Source organism: Rickettsia endosymbiont of Ceutorhynchus obstrictus (assembly GCF_964026565.1).
Taxonomy (GTDB): domain Bacteria; phylum Pseudomonadota; class Alphaproteobacteria; order Rickettsiales; family Rickettsiaceae; genus Rickettsia.
This window is the reverse complement of sequence record NZ_OZ032162.1, coordinates 17275-38117: the sequence shown is the minus strand read 5'-3', so window position 1 is coordinate 38117 and position 20843 is coordinate 17275. Positions and strand designations below refer to the sequence as shown.

Genomic DNA, 20843 nt, shown 5'->3' with positions numbered 1-20843 from the left:
ATTATTTTTTATCAATTTATTATATTTTTATAATAATCCAATTGTACGCAACAATTCTCGTGCAGCGTCTTTTTCAGCTTCTTTAATGGAATGACCGGTACCGGTTTGCGTGTGGTCTTTTATTGTTACCGATACTGTAAAAGTCGTAGAGTGAGAAGCGCCTTTCCTGTTGATAACCTTATATATCGGCACATGAAATCCTTTGCTTTGCGCCCATTCCTGCAATGGGGTTTTAGGGTCGTAATTAGTTAAATCCTTAACGACAATAAAGTCAGCCCACAGATTTTGAACGATTTCGCGCGTGACGCTAATATCACTATCAAGGTAAATAGCCGCAATTAAAGCTTCCGTCGCATCTTCTATATTATTCGGATTATCACGCCCGCCTGAAAGCTCCTCCCCTTGCGTCATTATAATATAATTGCTTAAATTAAGGTTAGCGGCAACTTTGCAAAGTGTTTCTTTGCAAACTAAATAGGCCCTAATTTTCGCTAATTTCCCTTCATCGTAATCGGCAAAATTAGTAAATAAAATTTCGGTAACTAGAAAACTTAATATGGCATCCCCTAAAAATTCCAGCCGTTCATAATCCATATATTGATTTGAAGAATGTTGTTTTAAGGAAGGGTGGCTTAATGCTTCGATTAAAAGATTTTTATCTTTAAAATTATACCCTAATAGCTTTTCTAATTTTTGATCAATTACAGTGTCATTCAGAAAATTTGATACAAGCGAATTTTTCAGAACTCGCCTGTGTTCACGTACTTTATTGACGGCTAGCGCAGTCTCGTCTTTAAATTCATCTTGTCTAAACTTTTCTGAATTTAGCTGTATTTCCATTATGCAGAGTCCATTTTATAAAGGCTTTTAAATATCCTATTAAATCTAATAGAGGAAAACCAAGGACCGATTCGGAGTATTTGTTTTATAATACCGATATCGTTATCCCATAATTTTAGTTCGGTAGAAAAGTAAATAAACTGCGCTTTAGCAATGAAATTTTCAAACGGTACATAACCTAAATCTATCCTACTATCATTTGACTCGTCTCTGTTATCGCCTAGGAAAAAATATTTATCCTGCGGCACATAAAAAACTTCCGTATTACCGTATTTATTTTCTATTAATGTTCCGTTAATCGGAGCAACTTTATAAGAAAAATAAGACACGCCGTTCGGTAATATTTCTTTATATCTTCTATATTTTCGACCTTCTTCACTTATAAAAATTCCTGCTTCGGAGCGCTCTATTTTTTGATCGTTAATATATATTACGTTATCAATTAATTGTACTTTATCCCCTGGCAAGCCTATTAAACGCTTTATATATCTAACATCCATATTATGAGGCGGACGAAAAACTACTATATCTCCTCTTTGCGGTTGGCGTGCAAATATTCTTCCTTTAAAGAGATTAAAATAGTCGAAGAAAGATAGGGAGTAATTACTGTAACCGTAATTATATTTTGTTGAAAAGATATAATCATTTTCTAAAATAGTCGCTTTCATTGAAGCGGTTGGAACAGTAAAAGGCTCCATGACTAATATTCTAATCATTAAAGCGATCAATATAACTAAAGAAAAAGAACGCCATTCTTGCCAGTTTATTTGTTTTTTCTGCGATTCAATATTTGTTTGCATATATATTTTATAATTAATATGGTTAGTTATTCTGTCATACCGTGATTCTTGCATAGTTCGATAAAAGCAGCAGTATGTCATTCTTGCTGCCCCTTATGTCATTTCCGTAAAAACGGGAATCCAGAAAAATAATAGTCATCCTGAATTTATTTCAATATCTATTATAGTATGCCAACTGTTAACACTATGTACTCCTATAAAATGAAGGATTAGTAGACGAAGATCAACTTCAAAAAGAGCAAGGAGTCTATAAGTCGAGGAACGCAGCGTATACTTAATACGTGAGTACCGCAGAACTTATAAGACGACGTAGCCAATTTTTGAAGTTCATCGAGTATACTTAATACGCTCTTCAATCTCATCACGAAAGTGATGTATTAACCCTTGAATAGGCCAAGCGGCAGCGTCACCTAAAGCACAAATAGTATGCCCTTCGACTTCTTTGGTTACCTCAAGCAACTCATCGATCTCATGCTTTTTTGCCTGTCCTTGCACTAAACGCATCATAACCCGCCACATCCAGCCTGTCCCCTCTCTGCAAGGAGTGCATTGACCGCACGACTCATGCATATAAAATTTGCTTAATCTGGCAATGGCATAAATAATATCGGTAGATTGATCCATGACGATAATACCGCCGGTTCCAAGACTCGATCCGGCAGCTTTTAAACTATCAAAATCCATATCCACTTCACATAAAGATTTAGGTAATAACGGCACGGAAGAGCCGCCAGGGATTATAGCTTTAAGGTTATCCCAGCCACCGCGTACCCCTCCGGCATATTTATCAATTAGCTCCTTTAAAGGAACGCCCATTTTTTCTTCAATATTACAAGGCTTATTGACATGTCCTGAAATGCAGAAAATTTTAGTGCCGGTATTATTCGGTTTGCCGATACTGCTAAACCACCCGGCTCCACGTCTTAAAATAGTCGGCACTACAGCTATAGATTCAACATTATTAATAGTGGTCGGGCAACCATACAAGCCGTAGCCTGCAGGAAAAGGCGGTTTTAACCTCGGCATGCCTTTTTTACCCTCTAAACTTTCAAGTAACGCTGTTTCCTCACCGCAAATATATGCACCTGCTCCTCTATGTAAATAAATATCGCAATCAAAACCGGAGCCGCAAGCATTTTTACCGATTAATCCCTCATTATACGCTTCATCTAAAGCTCGTTGGATATTAGAAGCTTCATTATAAAACTCTCCCCTAATATAGATATAACATATATGCGCACATATCGCAAAGCTTGCTAGCAAGCACCCTTCTATTAATTTATGCGGCTCAAATCTTAAAATATCACGATCTTTGCAAGTTCCAGGCTCGGATTCATCGGCATTGACTACTAAATAAGAAGGTTTAAGCGATTCCTTCGGCATAAACGACCATTTCGTACCGGTAGAAAAGCCGGCACCGCCACGACCGCGTAAACCCGATTTTTTTACTTCTTCAATTATCCATTCCCGCCCTTTGCTCATTAAAGCTTTGGTATCAGCCCAATCTCCGCGCTTTTTACTAGCTTTTATATCATGGCTTTCTGCCCCTTGCAGGTTAGTAAAAATTCTATCTTCTGCTTTTAGCATATATTGCTCTTAATAAAGATTGATCTCATTTAACTTAATGTTGTATCCATCTCCGACATCATTCCACCCTTCCAATGTCATTCCCGCGTGGCAATGCCCGCGTGGATCAAAAATTAATAAAAAACATCGTCATTGCGAAGCCACGAAGTGGTTGCGGCAATCCAGGCTATCCCGAATTACATTCGGGATTTAATTAGAATACTAAACAAGTTTAGTATAAAAATATGTTTATACTTGATTGCCGCGTCGGCACTTCGTGCCTCCTCGCAATAACGATTCCGGTAGCCATGCAACAACGCCCCGTTTTCACGGGAATGACATCGAAAATTCGAGTCACGCAACAAAGCCTGCCGCAGCTAGAAACGACATCGAAAATGTTTAGCAAAAATCGTCATTTAGCTATTTTCTTAGTAGCAAATAACGTGAGTATCGGAGCAGAAATAAAAATTGACGAATAAGTCCCCGCTATGATACCGAAAAATACTAATACGCTAAAGCTACGAATCGCTTCACCGCCGAAAATTACTAGTGCCAAATTGGCAAGTAACGTAGTAACGACCGTTAAGATAGTTCTTGATAATGTTTCGTTAATACTAACATTGATAATTTGGGTAATAACTTTTTTATGAGATTTACGTAAATTTTCTCTGATTCTATCATATATTACCACAGAATCGTTAACCGAGTAACCTATTATAGTCAGAATTGCCGCGATGGTACTTAAATTAAAATCTAAGCCTGTCATACTCATAAAGCCAAGGCTTAAAATAACGTCATGCACTAAAGCCACTAATATTCCAAGACCGAAATACCATTCAAATCTTATCCAAATATAAACCATAATCGCCGCGAAGGAAAATAACATCGCCAAAATGCCTGCGTTAATTAATTGCCGCCCGACTTGAGGTCCGACAAAATCTACTTTACGATATTCAAATTTATAAGGAAAATTATTTTGTAAAGTCGATTTAATGAGTTCAATATTTTTCCTTAAATTATCTTCGCTACTACTACCGAACCTAATAGATAAGTCGCGCTCACTGCCGAAATTCTGCAGTACTACCTCACCGATTCCTAGATTTCCTAGCACTTCACGCATTTTCGGTAAGTCGGGTGCTTGATCAAGCCTTACCTCGATAACAATACCGCCGGCAAAATCAATGCCGAAATTAAATTTATAGATACCTACCCATAATATGCTGATTAACGATAATATAATAGATAACGTATAACTTATTTTTTTAAAATTCATAAAATCAAAATTGATTTTATCTGGTAACAGTCTTAAAGGATATAATTGCATTATTATAGTTTTAATTAAATTAATTTTTTATAAACAACCTAAATTAAAAGATATACAAAAACTTTGTATTTTCAATAATTATAAGCGCTTTAATCAAAGATAAACCTTTTCAAGATTCTTCTAGTATTTTTATTAAAATTATCTATAAAATTAACAAGAAAAATAATTTTTCAATTTTGTCTAGGCTCTGTGAACAAAATTTAAATTATTTATATTTTAAGGTATTTTTACACGAAAATTAATAAGATTTTTGCAGTAATAGCTATTCCTATTTCAAAAAAATCTTATAATTTGCAGTTAAAAAGAACTAAAATAGATTAATTTAAATTTTGTTCACAGAGCCTACTATATAGTAAATTTTAAATGGTTAAATAATTTTTATGTCGGAAGTAATAGTAAAAGAACAATTAGAACAATATATAAATAAAATAGAGAGATTAGAACAAGAAAAAGCAGAATTATCCGAAGAAGTAAAATCTATTTTTCAAGATGCTTCTTCTCATGGATTTGATGCTAAAGCAATGAAAGCTATCTTAAAATTAAAAAAACTTGATAGAGATAAATTAGCCGAGCAAGATGCGATGCTTGAGCTTTATCGCCAAGCTTTAGGTATATAATTATAGTCAGTTTAAGAAATATAATTGTCATTCCCGTGTAGCATTAGCTTTGTTGCATGGCTCTAAAAAAGTGCCGTATGTCAATTCTAGCTAAAGGCGGGAATCTAGAAAAAATACTTATAGTCATCCTGAATTTATTTCAGGATCAAATATTATAGATGCTGAAACAAGTTCAGCATGACAGAAAAGCCTGGATTCCCGTTTTCAGCCGTTGTTGCATGGCTCGAATTTTCGATGTCATTCCCGCGAAAGCGGGAATCTAGAAAAATTATAGTCATCCTGAATTTATTTCAGGATATGTTAAAGAGATGCTGAAACAAGTTCAGCATGACAAAGAAAAGCCTGGATTCCCGCCTTCGCGGTAATGACATACGACACTTTTTTAGAGCCATGCAACAACGCTTACAGCGCCTCGCCATGACGATTCTGGTAGCCATGCAACAACACCCCGTTTTCGCGGGAATGGGCATAGAAGATGTTTTAATTATTCACAAATGCTCACAATACCCTAATAAATCCATTGCACTTAGCCCTTAACCGCATATAATGCCAACTTTAACCTAAAGTTGTAAAAGTGATAAAATATTTAAGAGATATTCTTGAGGAAGAATATAATAATCTTAGCTTATGGTATTTTGTTAGTTTTATTTGCGGTATTATCGTTTATTTTTCGCTAAATTTTGAGCCACCGTTTTTAGCAATTCTAGCTATTTTTTTCTTTTCTTTACTATTACTTTTTACTAAAAAATATGGAATATTTTGGCAATTTATCTGTGGATTAGTTATCGCCTTTGCCTTTGCTTTGCTAATTAGTAAATATAGGATTTTAAATTTACGAAGCCGCACTATCGGTAAGCCGATAATCTCGGAAGTGATCGGCACAATAGAAACCATTAAGCCGACTATTCACGGCTCACAAATAGTATTAAACGATATAAAAATTAAGAAGATCAATAAAAATATTAAAAAAATCAGGCTAAGCCTACCGAAAAAATACCTTAAAGAAACTACCGTCAGTGATAAGATTAGCTTGCTGGCTAAGCTCTATAAGCCGCAAAATAGCATTCTACCCGGTGGGTATGATTTTGGATTTTATGCCTATTTATCCGAAATAGGCGCAAACGGCTATGCAATGTCTCCGCCGAAAATTTTATTACACCAAGAAAAATATATTAACAGGGTTATCTATAAAATTAGATTTAATATTTATCAAAATTTAGTGAAAAAATTAGGGAGCATTAAAGGTAATTTTGCTGCCGCGATATTGCTCGGTGAAACGAAAGGTATCAACCGGCAATTAATGCAAAATATGAGGCAAAGCGGTATTTCCCATGTGCTTTGCGTTTCGGGTCTACATTTATCGCTAGTGGCGATGATTTTATTTATATCGACAAGATTTTTATTAAATCTCTCTAATTATCTTGCTTATAATTTTAATGTAAAATTAATTGCCGCTAGCTGTTCGCTGATCGGTAGTTTCGGTTATTTAGGGCTAAGCGGCATGCAGATTGCCGCAACCAGAGCCTTTATTATGGCAGCGATTTTTATCTACGCCATCATTATAGAACGCTCTTGTTTTCCTCTACGTTCTCTTGCCGTTGCAGCTTTTATAATATTATCTTTGAACCCTGAATATATATTCCATCCTAGTTTTCAGCTGTCTTTTATTGCCGTACTTTCGTTAGTAGCAGGCTATGAGTTTTATTTAAAAAATCAATGGTTACTCGGTAATAATAAAGGAATTTTTGCCTCAATAAAATTTTATACGGCATCAAATATTTATTCTAGTTTTTTAGCCAGCATTATAACGGCACCGGTGGTAATAAATCAGTTTTTTATATTCTCGACCTACTCAATCCCCAATAACCTTATCGTCGTACCGATAATGTCGTTTTTCCTAATGCCTTTAGCACTGTTGTCATTACCTTTAATGTGGCTAAATATAGACGGCTTTGTTTTAAAAATAATGGGGTTTTTCATTAGCATAATTATTAACTCGGCAGAGTATTTTAATAATTTACCGGGGGCGGTATGGTATTTCGGTTATATAACAAATTTAAGTATTCTACTCTTTTTATTCGGCTTTTTCTGGATTTGCATATGGAAAACAAATTGGCGTCTTTGGGGATTGGGGATTATGGGCGTATCTTTTATATTAATGCTCTACTCGCCGAAGCCGGATTTAATATTTGATGCCGGCGCAAATGCCGTAGGATTTAAAAATAAAGATAATGAGCTAGAAATTTATGCCGAGAAAATGCCGGCATTCAACAGACTCTACTGGGCTAACTGGTTTGGGCAAAAAGATAGCACTATATATCCTTTAAAAAATAATATTTTTATCACTAATTACGGGCAGAAAATTATTATCGGCGACGAGAATTTTATAAAAAGTAAAAAGTGCCGGGAAGCAGAAATATATATTAATCTTACTTACAATATTAAATGCGTCGGCAACCTAATTACCGTTAACAAAGATTTTTTAGACAAAACACCGGTAATACTTATATTTTGTAATAGCAAAGAATGCCAAATAAAAACCGGTAATACTAATAATAGATTTAAGTGAAAATAATGTTTAGTTTATTAAGTTAGTTAAGTTATAATGATATTATATAGTAAATTGATGTCATTCCCGCGGGGCATTGGCTTTGTTGCATGGCTCAAATTTTCGATGTCATTCCTAGCTCAAGGCGGGGCGTTGTTGCATGGCTACCAGAATCGTCATTGCGAGGAGGCATTTATGCCGACGTGGCAATCCAGTTAAACATATTTTTATACTAAACTTGTTTAGTATTCTAATTAAATCCCTCATTACATTCGGGATAGCCTGGATTGCCGCAGCCACTTCGTGGCTTCGCAATGACGAGTTTTTTATTAATTTTCGAGCCGTGCAACAACGCCCGAAGGCGGGAATCCAGACTTTTATTTGTCATGCTGAACAAGTTTTGCGCATCTTTTTTAGTAGATCATGAAATAAATTCAGGATGACTTAAAAGTATTTTTCTGGATACCGTGGTCAAGCCACGGTATGACACCGAATTGCTGTGCAAAAATATTGAGCAATGCAACAACGCCCGCGGGAATGACTATTTAATTTCTTTTGCTACCGTACACTTTAATAATTAAATAAAATGACTAAAAAAAATACTTTACTATTAATAGACGGTTACGGGTTTGTTTTTTGTGCCTATCATGTACAGCAGCCGTTAACCTCGCCGAGCGGTGAACCTGTCGGCGCTCTTTACGGCTTTACTTCAATGCTGCTTAAGGTCTTAAATGACTTTAAACCGAAACATGCGGCGGTGGTTTTTGATACCGGCGGTAAAAATTTTCGTCATCAAATTTACGATCAATATAAGGCAAATAGACCAACGCCTCCAGAAGATTTAATTACTCAATTACCGCTAGTACGTCACGCAGCAAGTAATCTTAATTTCCCTATCTTAGAGAAAAACGGTTATGAGGCAGATGATATTATTGCTACTTTTGCTGCAAAAGCAGCTGCATTAGAAGAAGATGTCGTTATTATTTCTTCCGATAAAGATTTGTTGCAGTTAATGAATGATCACGTAAAAATATATGATCCGATAAAAGCAAAATATATTACGGAAGACGAGGTTATCAAAAAATTCGGCGTGAAACCGAACAAAGTCCGTGAAGTTATGGCTTTAATGGGCGATAGATCGGATAACATTCCGGGCGTGCCGTCTATCGGACCGAAAACCGCCGGCGCGCTTATTGAGCAATTTGATTCGGTAGAAAATATCTTAAATTCTCTTGAGCAAATAGCCAGCCCAAGGCAAAGAGAAATTTTACAATCTTCCAAAGAGCTTGCTTTAATCTCTTGGCAATTAGTCGGGCTTGATTTTAACGTTGATTTAGATTTTGAATTAACTTCATTGGAATGGTCGCCGCCCGATGTCGATAAATTATCAAACTTCCTACACGAATACGGTTTTAAATCTTTATATAAAAGAGCGGAAAATTTATTTGATATTAAACTTACCGAGCATAAAGAAATAATAGAAGAGAACAAAGCAGTTACTATAAAAGAAATTAATAATACTGAAGAACTTGATAATGTTTTAAAAGCAGCAGAAAAAGAAGGAGTCATAGCTATTTATCCGATAGAACATAAAGGACAAATACTAGCTTTAGCTTTATCGCTAAAAAATGAAAGCTATATTCTAAAAACATCCAATTCAGCCGAAGACCTTTTTTCTTATAGTAATAAACAAAACGCTCGATGTCATCCTCGTGAAAACGGGGATCCAGACTTAATTTTTCTAGATTCCCGCCTACGCGGGAATGACATCGAGGGTGTTTTGAGGAATCATGCAACGACAACCAAACAAACTGAAAGTAATTGGTTTTTTCCGACTATTCATAAACTACTATATGATACATCTATCAGAAAAATTACTTACGGCTTAAAGCACTTACTTAAAATATTTATTCAAGAAACAAATAAAATTTCGGCAATTGAGGATTTGGAGCTAATGCATTATGCAAGGTCGGCGGGAATGCCTCAAAAAGATTTATTTCTAGAAGCTAAGAAAGAAAGCCAAATTGAAAATATAATTACCGAATCGGCAAAAATAGTTGCCGGTTTTACTGCTCTTTATGAACAGTGGCTTAGAGAGCTTAAAGATAATAAGGCTTTTAAGTTGTATAGGGAAATCGATTTACCGCTATGTTACGTAATAGATAAAATGGAAAAAGCCGGCATAAAAATAAATGCCGCTTATCTTAACCAATTATCCGCAGAATTCGGTGAGGAAATCATAAGGCTTGAGCAGGAAATTTTTACTCTTAGCGGACTTAAATTTAATATCGGTTCACCTAAGCAACTAGGCGAAATATTATTTGATAAAATGCAATTACCCTTCGGCAAAACTTCCGCTAAAGCAGCTTCTTACTCCACGGGTGCCGAAATTCTTGAGAAGCTTAGCGAACACGGTTACGAGATAGCCGATTTATTGTTAAAATGGCGGCAGCTTAGTAAGCTAAAAAATACTTATACCGATAGCTTACCGAAACAAATAAATCCTATAACACGCAGAGTTCATACAACTTTTTTGCAAACTTCTACCACCACCGGACGGCTTAGCTCTCACGATCCTAATTTACAAAACGTACCGATCCGTTCAACAGAAGGCAATAAAATTAGAGAAGCTTTTATAGCTGAAAAAGAGCATAAATTAATATCTGCCGACTACTCACAAATCGAGCTGAGAATATTAAGCCATATTGCAGACATGCCGGAGCTTAAACAATCATTTATTAACGGTGAAGATATACATAGTCAAACCGCTTGCCAAATTTTTAATCTGAAAAAAGAAGAGCTAACCCATGAGCATCGGCGGAAAGCAAAAGCAATAAATTTCGGTATTATTTACGGTATTAGTGCCTTTGGTCTGGCTAAGCAATTAAATGTTAGCTCCAAAGAAGCTTCGGATTATATAAAGAAGTATTTTGCCGAGTATAAGGGAGTAGAAAGCTATATGGAATCAATAAAATCCCAAGCTAAAGAACAAGGCTATGTTACTAATTTATTCGGTAGGAAATGTTTTGTGCCGTTAATTTACGATAAAAAAGCGTCGCTACGGCAATTTGCGGAAAGAGCCGCCATTAACGCCCCTATTCAAGGCACCAACGCCGATATAATAAAAATTGCCATGATTAATTTAGACCGTGAAATAGAAAAATTGGGACTTAAAACTAGGTTAATACTGCAAATTCACGATGAATTGCTATTTGAAGCACCGGTTGATGAGGTAGAAATTATTGTACCGATCATCAAGAAAATTATGGAGAATTCTACTGATATCAAGGTACCGATTATCGCCGAAACACGAGTAGGCAATAGCTGGATGGAAATACATTAAGTTCATAAAATTTTATTGAAGTAACATATATTGTTATGGTAATATCAATTATTGTTACTAATTTATAGGCACTATATGAATATTTCTTTAACGCCGGAATTGGAAAAATATATAACTAAACAAGTTGAAAGCGGTTTGTATCATTCTTCAAGCGAAGTTATAAGAGCAGCCTTACGTTTAATGGTTAAATCAGAAAATAAGTCTTCAAATGTTGAATTTGAAAATTATAAAATGTGGCTTAATCAGGAAGTTCAAATTGGTTTAGACCAAGCAGCACAAGGCAAATTAATTTCAGGTGAGAAAGCTTTAGAAAATCTTAAAAATTTTCGTAATGAATAGTATTAAAATAAAAGATGTTATACCTACGGAGTATTGCACAAATCAAATTTTCGCTGTTATTCCTTCCTATCATGCAATAATACTAATTCGTATAATTACTTTTAAGGACATAACACAAAACCATATTTAATTTTTAAAAATACCTATGAAAAAGCAAGAGTTACTAGAAAGATTTGGAAAAATATATATTAACTTTGTATATGACTCAGCATTACATACATTTAAAAGTCTAATAGAGCAGAAAGCTCGTGCTCCTGCACTATTACCTCTGATGAAGAATTTACAAAATTTTGATGATGAACAAATTCACATTATAAAAGAATTAGTAATGGAGATTTTAGGAACCTCTATTCACTATACTCTTTTTATGTTGGAAGAATATCAAGATGAAATGCAATTAACAATGCAAGATGATACAGGTGCATCTCACTCTTTAATAGAAATTAGCGATGGTTTATGCGGAGAATTATATACCGAAGACGGCTGGATAGAAAAATATACTAAATATCCCGACTGGCAACAAACAATAGCTAATAAAAAAAGAAATAATCTATAAAATGTTATTATATCAAAACTTTTTTGATATACCGCAAAAAAGCTATGTTAATAATACTATTACTTTAAGTTCATAAAATTTACTATAATTTTCTTGAAGAGATATAGAATTTAATGTAAATGTTATAACGCTTGAAGTTAAACTGATAATGTTATAAAATGATAATAAGCTTTAAATGCAAACATACTGAAAAATTGCATAATAGAGAGTTAGTAAAACGTTTTGAAGCCTTTGCAGAAATTGCACGTAAAAAACTTTTTATGCTTCATACTACGGTTAATTTGGAAGATTTACGTATTCCACCTTCAAACCGTCTAGAAGCTCTAAAAGGTAATCGTAAACATCAACATAGTATTCGTATTAATATACAATGGCGCATATGCTTTACTTGGTATAATGGGAATGCTCACGATGTTGAAATTGTTGATTATCATTAAATTAATATAGGTATTATATGACAAAAAAATTGCCGCCTATATCGCCCGGTCAGATTCTTTTAGAAGAATTTATGCAGCCTTTAGCCATTAGCCAAAGCCGATTAGCTCGTGATATTGATGTGCCTGTTACTAGGATAAATAATATAATTAAACATCATCGCTCTATTACGGCTGATACGGCTTTGCGATTAGGAAAATACTTTAATGTAAATCCTCGCTGGTGGATGAATATGCAAAATCAATATGATTTAGAGCTAGCAGATGATCATGGTTGGCAGGTAACGTCTCAAAGGATACGTACTTTATCTATTGCAAGTTAAGTAGTAATACGGAGTAATTTATGAAAAACACAATATTCACGTCAGAATCGGTTTCAGAGGGGCATCCTGATAAAATCGCCGATCAAATTTCCGATACCGTACTTGATGCAATTATTGCTCTTGATCCTGATTGCCGAGTAGCTTGCGAAACGTTCGTAACAACGGGTATGGTACTTGTCGGCGGTGAGATTACTACCAGTGCATGGGTTGATATCCCTCAAATCGTTCGCAATAAAGTAAAGGAAATCGGCTATAATGATTTATCTCTCGGCTTTACCGGTGATTCTTGCGCTGTAATATCTTCAATCTCCACACAATCACCGGATATAGCGATGGGTGTTAACAATATTAATGAAGATGAAATAGGAGCAGGGGATCAAGGTATGGTTTTCGGCTATGCCTGTAATGAAACGGAAAGTTTAATGCCCGCTCCTATTTATTACGCTCATCGCTTAATGAAAAAGCAAGCTTTATTACGTAAGCAAGGTATTCTGCCGTGGCTTGGTCCTGATGCGAAATCGCAAGTTACGTTAAGATATGAAAATAATAAACCCATAGCAATTGATACGGTAGTTTTATCAACGCAGCATAGTGAGAATATACCGTACGCAAGTCTTAAGGAAGCAGTAATGGATGAAATTATCAAACCTGAATTGCCGAGTGACTGGATTAATAAAGATACTAAATATTTTATTAATCCGACCGGTAGGTTTGTGATCGGCGGACCTGTTGCGGATTGCGGCTTAACGGGCAGAAAAATTATAGTAGATACTTACGGCGGAACGGCAAGACACGGCGGCGGCTGTTTTTCAGGCAAAGACCCGACTAAAATAGATCGCTCGGCGGCTTATATGGCACGCTATATTGCTAAAAATATAGTAGGCGCAGGTCTTGCGGATCGTTGCGAAATACAAATATCCTATGCAATCGGCGTTGCCGCACCCGTTTCGATTTACGTCGAAACTTTCGGTACCGGTAAATTAGACAACGAACAAATTACCGCAATAATAACAAAGCATTTTGATATGCGTCCCGGTAAAATTATCAAACATCTTAAACTCCATACTCCATGCTATCAAAAAACAGCTGCTTACGGACATTTCGGTCGAGAGGATGAGCATTTTACTTGGGAGCAATTGGATAAAGTAGAATTACTACGCAGTGAGCTTCATCGATAATTTTTTACCGTCAATTTAAAAGTAGAATAAGTAATTTTATAATTTAATTATAGGTTTTATTAAAAATCAAGTTGACTTGTATATGTATTTAGCTAAAATTATGACTAGAATAGCTGCAAAGCTATTTTGGGGTGTAGTAACCTTTTGCAAATGTGGTAGGTATCAGCCAAAAAATGATACCATCCTCGACTTATAATGGTTGGGGAGATGGTAACTATGTACAAGGCTTATAGTTAATAATTATAAGCCTAAAAGTTACCATAGCTGTCATTTGCGGTTTTACTAACTCCCCGGCCGCCTAAGGGCTTTTAACTCGGTTTTTTGGTGGTCAAAACTTGCCGTAATTTTAAGTTTACTATAGGGGTTTTCATGACCGACTACATAATCAAAAACGTAATAATTTTTTCTTGTGCTTGCCAAACTTCAAATCAGTTTACTACAGCTAAATTCAGAAAGATTTAGACAAGATGAATTTAAGGATGAGTCTGCGCTAGCCGTTAATAATACGGAACACAGGCGAATCCAGAAAAATTCGCTTGTATCAAGCGATTGCGATGACGCTATATAACAAGATTTAAAATTCCTGCACAGAACTTAGCAAACCAATCAACTACTTCCTTTATCCTTTTCTTTATTTATCGATAGTAAAAAAAACTTCATGGTATTTTTATTACCGATTAAATATTTTACATCTATAATTTTCATTAATTGGTTGAATAAATAATTTTTAGTGCTTATTAAAATAACTAAATTATTTAACATAATTTTAATTTTATCAAAGATAGCTTAATTATAAATAATAAGGACAATACCACTATATGAACAAGCAAATAACACAGGAGCAAATAAATAGAGCTGCATGGGCTGCTTGTGATACGTTTCGTGGGGTAATGGATCCGGCAAATTACAAGGATTATATTCTTGTAATGTTGTTTCTCAAATATATATCCGATAGATGGGAAGATCACAAAGCGAAATTCATTAAGGAATTTGGTAGCGACGAATCACGTATTCGCCTACGCTTAGAACACGAACGTTTTTTTCTGCCGGAAGGTACTAGTTTTTACGATTTATTCGCTAAACGCAATGAGGCAAATATCGGAGAACTTATTAATACGGCACTAGAGAAAATAGAAGAGGCAAACCGTTCTAAATTAGCCGGCGTATTCCGTAATATTGATTTTAATTCCGAATCTAGCCTCGGCAAAACCAAAGAACGTAACAGCCGTTTAAAAAGTTTGTTAGAAGATTTTAATAAACCGGCATTGGATTTAAACCCTAGTCGGGTAAATGAAGATATTATAGGCGAATGTTATATTTATCTTATCTCAAATTTTGCCTCGAATGCCGGCAAAAAAGCCGGCGAATTCTATACTCCTGCGCAAGTATCACGGTTGCTCGCTAAACTCGCAGCACCAAAATCCGGGGATATAATTTGCGATCCGGCATGCGGTTCCGGTTCACTTTTAATTTATGCAGCCGAAGAAGTGGGGAGTGATAACTATGCACTTTTCGGTCAGGAAATGAACGGCTCTACTTGGGCATTAGCACGAATGAATATGTTTTTGCATGCAAAGGACGATGCGCATATTGATTGGGGAGATACGCTAAATCACCCCACGTTACTGGACGGTGATAAGTTAATGAAATTCGATGTTGTTGTTGCTAACCCACCATTTAGTTTAGACAAATGGGGGTATGAAAATGCTTCTAATGATGAGCATAAACGTTTCTGGCGTGGCGTTCCACCTAAAACTAAAGGCGATTATGCTTTTATCAGCCATATGATTGAAACCACTAAATCTCGTAAGGGACGGGCGGCAATAGTCGTACCGCACGGCGTGCTATTTCGCGGTTCATCCGAGGGGCTAATACGACAGCATTTAATTGAAGAAAATTTGCTAGATGCAGTAATTGGGTTACCTGCCAATCTCTTTAGCTCAACCGGTATACCTGTGGCTATTTTAGTATTTGATCGCTCACGAGAATCGGGAGGAGAAAATGAAAAACGTCAAGATGTGTTATTTATCGATGCTAGCAAATTTTTTCGTGCAGGCAAAGGACAAAATTACTTAGAAGAAGAGCATATTACGAAAATTGTTGATACTTGCCGCGTACGTAAATCGGTCGATAAATATGCGTATCTAGCCGAGATTGAAGAAATCCGCAAGAATAAATTTAACCTTAATATCCCCCGCTATGTCGATACCTTTGAAGAAGAAGAGGAAATTGATATAGCAGAGCTACAAAAAGAAATCCGCCAAATTGAAGGTGAATTAATAGACATACATACGCAGATGAAAGTTTATTTAAAGGAGCTGGGGATTGAGGTGTGATGCAAGAAAAATTAAAAGATACTAAAATGCAGGAAAGCCCTAGTCTTTTTGTTAAATTAGGTGACGTTGTAGAAATACCGCTAAAAATGCCAAAAATATCTCCTGATACGGAGGTATCGTTTCTAGGCATGGCTGATATTTCAAAAGAAGGAACAATTATAAATAATCATCGTTGTACATACTCAAATCTGTCAAAAGGATACTCTAAATTTCTTGAAGGAGATGTATTAGTTGCAAAAATTGGGTGTTGTTTTGAAAACGGTAAAGGTGCATTAGCTACCGGTCTTATTAACGGTATAGGATTTGGAAGTACAGAGTTCCATGTCCTTCGAGCCACTAAAAAAATTAATCCTTACATTTTATTTAATATAACTTTAAGTAAATCTTTTAGAGTAAAAGGAAAATTAGAAGAAACCGGCTCTACTCATAAACGTGTTCCGTTATCTTTTATTGAAAATTATCAAATTTTTCTTCCTCCTTTACCGGAACAACAAAAAATTGCCTCTATCTTACGTACTTGGGATAAGGCGATATGGGAGCTAGGGAAATTATACACAGCTAAAGAAAAAAAATATAAGGCAATTACTCAAAATATTTTTAAGAATCAAGCAATAAATGAAAAATGGTTGCCTGCTTCACTTTCTAGCATCTCAAATATCCGAAAAGGTAAACAATTAAATCGTCTTGATATGAAAGGCGGTATTTATCCTGTTTGGAATGGCGGTATAACTCCATCAGGTTTTACTGACGAATGGAATATGGAGGCAGATACTATTACTATTAGCGAAGGAGGAAATTCTTGCGGGTTCATAAATCTTTGTAAAGAAAAATTTTGGTTTGGTGGTCATTGTTATGCCGTTACAGATTTAGCTGCAAATATCAATAAATATTTTTTATATTTTCAGCTTAAAACAAATGAGCCTAAGATTATGAAATTAAGAACCGGCTCAGGCTTACCCAATATTCAAAAAGAAGCCGTACATACTTATATTGTCCATATACCGCCTATCGATAAGCAAAACAAAATTGCTAATTTGCTTGGTAGTTTATATAGCGAACTAGAAATATATAAAAAGCAAATTTCCATTATTAAAAACCAAAAACAAGGTTTGATGCAAAAGCTATTAACCGGTCAGTGGCGGGTGAAAGTGGATGAGGAAGTGAGATAGTAGATGTTTTGTGCAATCTTAAAAAACAATAGGGCATCGGATAGACCAATACCCTACTGTCGACCGGGAAAAGCCCAATCCTTATTTTTAGTAATACACAAAATTTTTTAATATAGGAAGACTTTAAATATCTTTAAAACGGTTACAAACTATGACCTTTAAGCCTAACGAAAAAGCTACTTCTCAGGTGCCGGCGATGATATCGCTGATTACGTTTGGCTATATACCGCTTTCGCAAGAAGAGGTACAAAAAAGGCGCGGTAAACTAAGTAATGTGTTGCTTGAAGATATATTAATAGAAAAAACCTTAGAATTTAATAATTTTACCTTTCGTGATAAAAATTACAATTTTGACATAGAAGACGCTAAAGAAGCAATCCACAAGCTTAAACTCTCATCTGCCACGCAAAACTGTTTAATGGATGCTAATCAAAAAATTTATGATGACTTAATTTTAGGTACTAGTATCGAAAAAACTATTGACGGCACCCGAAAAAGCTTCTCTTTCAAATATATCGATTGGGAAAATCCGCACAATAATATTTATCATGCGACGATTGAAATGAGTGTAGAATGCAGTAATTCCTCTAAAACCCGTCGTTGTGATATTGTGTTATTCGTTAACGGCATCCCTCTTGTTATTATTGAAAATAAAAACCCTGATATATCTATTGAGCAAGCTATTTCTCAGCAAATACGTAATCAAGGAGCGGACGAAATCCCGCATCTTTTCCATTATGCTCAATTACTACTTGCCGTTAGTACCACGCAAGTAAAATACGGTACAGTCAACACTCCCAAAAAACATTGGCAAATTTGGCACGACACGGAAGATAAGGAGGAGGATATTTACAAACTTATTAATCGACCTCTGACAAATCAAGAAAAACTAACACTTTTTTCCGGAGATTTTGCATCTGAAGAAACTAATTTTAAGAAAAAACAAGCGCAAGGCTTTTTCAAGGTTACTGCACAAGATCGTGGTCTTTATGCGTTATGTCGTCCTGAGCGTTTACTTGAACTTATCCACGATTTTTGTATTTTTGACGGGCGAATAAAAAAATTAGCACGTTATCCTCAATTTTTTGGTGTACGTGCCGCTATGCAAAGAGTAAGCCGATTTGATAAAACAAGGAAGAGAGAAGGCGGAGTAATATGGCACACGCAAGGCACGGGTAAATCCCTAACTATGGTAATGCTTACCAAAGCACTAATCAAGAATATAATTAATGCTCGTATTATTTTGGTTACCGATCGCACTGATCTTGATAACCAACTTAAAAATACGTTTAAATCCTGCGAGTTTAAGCCGGTATGTGCCAGTTCGGGAAAAGACTTAATTGAATTAATTAAGAATAGAAAGACGCTTATAACCACCGTAATTAATAAGTTTAATACGGCTAAATTTAATACGGAAATAGCTAGCCAAAATTTTGAAGACGATGATAGTAATATTTTTGTGCTTGTCGATGAAGGACACCGTACTCAAGCAGGTCTTTTTGCTCAAAAGATGCGACGTATCTTGCCGAAAGCTTGCTATATAGGATTTACCGGTACGCCTCTTTTAAAAAAAGAAAAAGCCAGCACGGAAAAATTCGGCGAGTTTATTCATACATATACCATAGATGAAGCGGTACGTGACGGCGTTATAGTTCCTTTAATTTATGAAAGCCGGTATATTGAGCAAAAGCTTGGCAGCAAAGTAATTAACGAATGGTTTGAGCGTGTTGCTAAAGGATTAACGGATGATAAAAAAGATATTTTAAAATCAAAATTTGCTTGTGCTTCTAAATTGTCTCAAACTAAACAAACTATTTACGCCAAAGCTATAGATATTTCCGAACATTATCGGCAAACATGCCAAGGAACCGGTCTTAAAGCTCAATTAGTAGCACCTTCTAAAGCTGCTGCTATTCGCTTTAAGAATATTATAGACGAGATAGGTCACGTAACATGTGAGGTTATTATCTCTCCGCCGGATGATCGTGAAGATAATGAGGAAGTGGATCGTACTTCTAGAAATCATGTTCAGACTTTCTGGAAAGATATGCTAAAAAAATACCATTCAGAAGGGAATTATAATAACAAAATAATTGAGGCTTTTAAAGGAGCTAGCGATCCGGAAATTTTAATTGTCGTTTCAAAATTACTAACCGGTTTTGATGCTCCACGCAATACTGTTCTTTATGTATGTAAGCAATTAAAGGAACATACTCTTTTGCAGGCAATTGCTCGTGTAAATCGCTTATTTGAAGAGGAGGACAGTAATCTTAAACAACACGGATATATAATTGATTATGAAGGATTACTTGGAAATTTACATAAAACGCTTGGTAAATATCGTGTTCTTAAAAATTTTGATGAAAAAGATTTAAAGGGTACTGTGTATGATATTCAAAAAAAATTAGAAGAAATTCCTAAATTGCATCAAGATATTTGGGATATTTTTGCAAGCGTACCGAATAAATCAGATACTGAACAATTACAGCAACATTTAGCCGATAATATTATTAGGAATGATTTTTATTTAAAACTTCAAAAATTTACCTCTTATATGCGTATTGCTTTAGCGTCCGAAAAAGTCTATGAAATTTTTCCTGAAAAGCTAAATATATTTCACACCGACTGGCAGAATTTTACCGAACTTAAAAATGCCGTACGAAACCGTTACCAAGAGATGTTTAATATCAAAGAATATGAGCCGAAAATTCATAAGCTCCTTGACGATCATATTATTGCCTTTCCTGCCTACACTATTATTAAAAAGGTTAATATTCATGATTTGAGCCAACTGACGGCAATTATTGCCGAACAAGGCGTAAGTAATTCATCAAAAGCCGATTGTATTGTTGCGGCAATGAAAAATACTATTGTCGAGCGGATGAATGAATCACCTACTTTTTACCAAGAATTTTCCGAACTTTTAAATAAAAAAATTGAAGAATATCGAAAAAAACGTTTAAGTGAGAAAGATAATATAAAAAAAGAGCTACTTGAAGAAGATCATATAATGGAAGTAAAGGAATTAGCTACAAAATTAGCTTTAGGACATTTTGTTAAAGAGCTTCCTAGCAAAATACACAATAACCCTGATGCTCAAGCATTTTACGATGAATTGCTGAAACTTACGAAACACAAATTCACCGAAAATGAATATGAAATAACAGCTAAAATTGCGCTAGAGGCTCTTGAGATTATTAAACCGCATTTGATTGTTCGCTGGGAAAAAAATGAAAGCAAATTAAGCTTAATACTTAAAGCATTAGACGACTATTTTTTTAAAGTTGTTAACCAAGAAACTTCAACTTATTTCTCCGGCGATGAAGTAAACGAAATTTTTGAATCATTAATAGAAATTGCTAAAGCAAGATTTCCCAGCAAATAACTAAATTATTTTTTCTTAATTCATCTCTGCGACATCGCTCATAAGCATCGATTTTAGTAATTGCATTATACTTTAATTCCTTCAA

The 20843-nt window shown here is 35.2% G+C and carries 23 protein-coding genes and 1 pseudogene; 16 read left to right on the top strand and 8 right to left on the bottom strand.

Translation table 11 applies throughout. The features are described from left to right. Positions 1–27: 27 nt before the first annotated feature. The 3 genes from rnc to nuoF all read right to left on the bottom strand — a co-directional run bounded on the left by rnc (position 28) and on the right by nuoF (position 3227). Positions 28–840, bottom strand: a complete 813-nt coding sequence (gene rnc / locus AAGD64_RS00225; RefSeq protein WP_253308224.1) for a ribonuclease III — start codon at positions 838–840, stop codon at positions 28–30. Next, positions 840–1640, bottom strand: a complete 801-nt coding sequence (gene lepB, locus AAGD64_RS00220) for a signal peptidase I (protein ID WP_253308225.1) — start codon at positions 1638–1640, stop codon at positions 840–842. Before lepB ends, rnc begins: the two co-directional genes overlap by 1 nt. 327 nt (positions 1641–1967) lie before the next feature. After that, positions 1968–3227 (bottom strand): NADH-quinone oxidoreductase subunit NuoF, encoded by a 1260-nt coding sequence (gene nuoF / locus AAGD64_RS00215; protein WP_341793427.1) that lies wholly within the window; start codon positions 3225–3227, stop codon positions 1968–1970. A 74-nt stretch (positions 3228–3301) separates the two neighbouring features. Between nuoF and AAGD64_RS00210 the strand changes: the two genes are divergently transcribed. Together AAGD64_RS00210 and AAGD64_RS00205 are read left to right on the top strand one after the other, a co-directional pair. Continuing rightward, positions 3302–3424, top strand: a complete 123-nt coding sequence (locus tag AAGD64_RS00210; RefSeq protein ID WP_341793426.1) for a hypothetical protein — start codon at positions 3302–3304, stop codon at positions 3422–3424. A 27-nt stretch (positions 3425–3451) separates the two neighbouring features. Next, positions 3452–3685, top strand: a complete 234-nt coding sequence (locus AAGD64_RS00205) for a hypothetical protein (RefSeq protein ID WP_341793425.1) — start codon at positions 3452–3454, stop codon at positions 3683–3685. On the opposite strand, the gene secF is transcribed toward AAGD64_RS00205, so the two are convergent. Next, complete coding sequence (gene secF / locus AAGD64_RS00200) at positions 3619–4530, bottom strand: protein translocase subunit SecF (protein ID WP_253308227.1); 912 nt, start codon at positions 4528–4530, stop codon at positions 3619–3621. The two genes, AAGD64_RS00205 and secF, sit on opposite strands and share 67 nt — an antisense overlap. A gap of 380 nt (positions 4531–4910) precedes the next feature. Between secF and AAGD64_RS00195 the strand changes: the two genes are divergently transcribed. Next, positions 4911–5147: a DUF2312 domain-containing protein gene (locus AAGD64_RS00195; RefSeq protein ID WP_253308228.1), complete on the top strand. Its 237-nt coding sequence runs from the start codon at positions 4911–4913 to the stop codon at positions 5145–5147. 152 nt (positions 5148–5299) lie between these two features. Here AAGD64_RS00195 and AAGD64_RS00190 read toward each other — a convergent pair whose 3' ends face one another. Next, a complete protein-coding gene (locus AAGD64_RS00190) occupies positions 5300–5425 on the bottom strand; it encodes a hypothetical protein (protein WP_341793424.1) in 126 nt (41 codons plus the stop codon). Positions 5426–5474: 49 nt separating this feature from the next. On the opposite strand from AAGD64_RS00190, the gene AAGD64_RS00185 reads away from it, so the two are divergent. The 3 genes and pseudogenes from AAGD64_RS00185 (at position 5475) to AAGD64_RS00175 (ending at position 7716) form a co-directional block, all read left to right on the top strand. After that, the gene (locus AAGD64_RS00185) at positions 5475–5684 is read left to right on the top strand and encodes a hypothetical protein (RefSeq protein ID WP_341793423.1); all 210 of its coding nucleotides are present in this window, start codon (positions 5475–5477) and stop codon (positions 5682–5684) included. A gap of 37 nt (positions 5685–5721) precedes the next feature. Then, a pseudogene (locus AAGD64_RS00180) lies at positions 5722–6231 on the top strand (DUF4131 domain-containing protein); the annotation flags it as partial. Positions 6232–6456: 225 nt separating this feature from the next. Continuing rightward, complete coding sequence (locus tag AAGD64_RS00175) at positions 6457–7716, top strand: ComEC/Rec2 family competence protein (protein ID WP_341794208.1); 1260 nt, start codon at positions 6457–6459, stop codon at positions 7714–7716. 114 nt (positions 7717–7830) lie between these two features. On the opposite strand, the gene AAGD64_RS00170 is transcribed toward AAGD64_RS00175, so the two are convergent. Together AAGD64_RS00170 and AAGD64_RS00165 are read right to left on the bottom strand one after the other, a co-directional pair. After that, entirely contained in the window at positions 7831–7995 is a 165-nt protein-coding gene (locus AAGD64_RS00170; RefSeq protein WP_341793422.1) for a hypothetical protein, read from the bottom strand. Beyond that, the gene (locus tag AAGD64_RS00165; protein ID WP_341793421.1) at positions 7946–8083 is read right to left on the bottom strand and encodes a hypothetical protein; all 138 of its coding nucleotides are present in this window, start codon (positions 8081–8083) and stop codon (positions 7946–7948) included. The genes AAGD64_RS00170 and AAGD64_RS00165 overlap by 50 nt, the downstream gene beginning before the upstream one ends. Positions 8084–8281: 198 nt before the next feature. Between AAGD64_RS00165 and polA the strand changes: the two genes are divergently transcribed. The 7 genes from polA (at position 8282) to AAGD64_RS00130 (ending at position 14436) form a co-directional block, all read left to right on the top strand. Then, a complete protein-coding gene (polA, locus tag AAGD64_RS00160) occupies positions 8282–11038 on the top strand; it encodes a DNA polymerase I (protein ID WP_341793420.1) in 2757 nt (918 codons plus the stop codon). Between the two features lie 75 nt (positions 11039–11113). Continuing rightward, entirely contained in the window at positions 11114–11377 is a 264-nt protein-coding gene (locus tag AAGD64_RS00155) for a type II toxin-antitoxin system ParD family antitoxin (protein ID WP_341793419.1), read from the top strand. A gap of 145 nt (positions 11378–11522) precedes the next feature. Next, complete coding sequence (locus AAGD64_RS00150; protein ID WP_341793418.1) at positions 11523–11933, top strand: hypothetical protein; 411 nt, start codon at positions 11523–11525, stop codon at positions 11931–11933. Between the two features lie 158 nt (positions 11934–12091). Then, on the top strand, positions 12092–12370 hold the full coding sequence (locus tag AAGD64_RS00145; protein WP_341793417.1) for a type II toxin-antitoxin system RelE/ParE family toxin: 279 nt from the start codon (positions 12092–12094) through the stop codon (positions 12368–12370). 17 nt (positions 12371–12387) lie between these two features. Then, positions 12388–12690, top strand: coding sequence for a HigA family addiction module antitoxin (locus AAGD64_RS00140; protein ID WP_341793416.1), 303 nt, complete (start codon positions 12388–12390; stop codon positions 12688–12690). Positions 12691–12710: 20 nt separating this feature from the next. Further along, positions 12711–13868 carry a methionine adenosyltransferase gene (gene metK / locus AAGD64_RS00135; RefSeq protein WP_341793415.1) on the top strand — a complete coding sequence of 386 codons (1158 nt, stop codon included), beginning with the start codon at positions 12711–12713 and terminating at the stop codon, positions 13866–13868. 409 nt (positions 13869–14277) lie between these two features. Then, positions 14278–14436 carry a palindromic element RPE3 domain-containing protein gene (locus AAGD64_RS00130; RefSeq protein WP_253308233.1) on the top strand — a complete coding sequence of 53 codons (159 nt, stop codon included), beginning with the start codon at positions 14278–14280 and terminating at the stop codon, positions 14434–14436. A 38-nt stretch (positions 14437–14474) separates the two neighbouring features. On the opposite strand, the gene AAGD64_RS00125 is transcribed toward AAGD64_RS00130, so the two are convergent. Further along, a complete protein-coding gene (locus AAGD64_RS00125; protein ID WP_341793414.1) occupies positions 14475–14630 on the bottom strand; it encodes a hypothetical protein in 156 nt (51 codons plus the stop codon). A gap of 56 nt (positions 14631–14686) precedes the next feature. On the opposite strand from AAGD64_RS00125, the gene AAGD64_RS00120 reads away from it, so the two are divergent. From AAGD64_RS00120 to AAGD64_RS00110, 3 genes are all read left to right on the top strand, one after another. Then, positions 14687–16204, top strand: a complete 1518-nt coding sequence (locus AAGD64_RS00120) for a type I restriction-modification system subunit M (RefSeq protein WP_341793413.1) — start codon at positions 14687–14689, stop codon at positions 16202–16204. Beyond that, positions 16204–17373: a restriction endonuclease subunit S gene (locus AAGD64_RS00115; RefSeq protein ID WP_341793412.1), complete on the top strand. Its 1170-nt coding sequence runs from the start codon at positions 16204–16206 to the stop codon at positions 17371–17373. Before AAGD64_RS00120 ends, AAGD64_RS00115 begins: the two co-directional genes overlap by 1 nt. Before the next feature lie 151 nt (positions 17374–17524). Beyond that, the gene (locus tag AAGD64_RS00110) at positions 17525–20758 is read left to right on the top strand and encodes an HsdR family type I site-specific deoxyribonuclease (protein ID WP_341793411.1); all 3234 of its coding nucleotides are present in this window, start codon (positions 17525–17527) and stop codon (positions 20756–20758) included. Positions 20759–20843 lie beyond the last annotated feature (85 nt).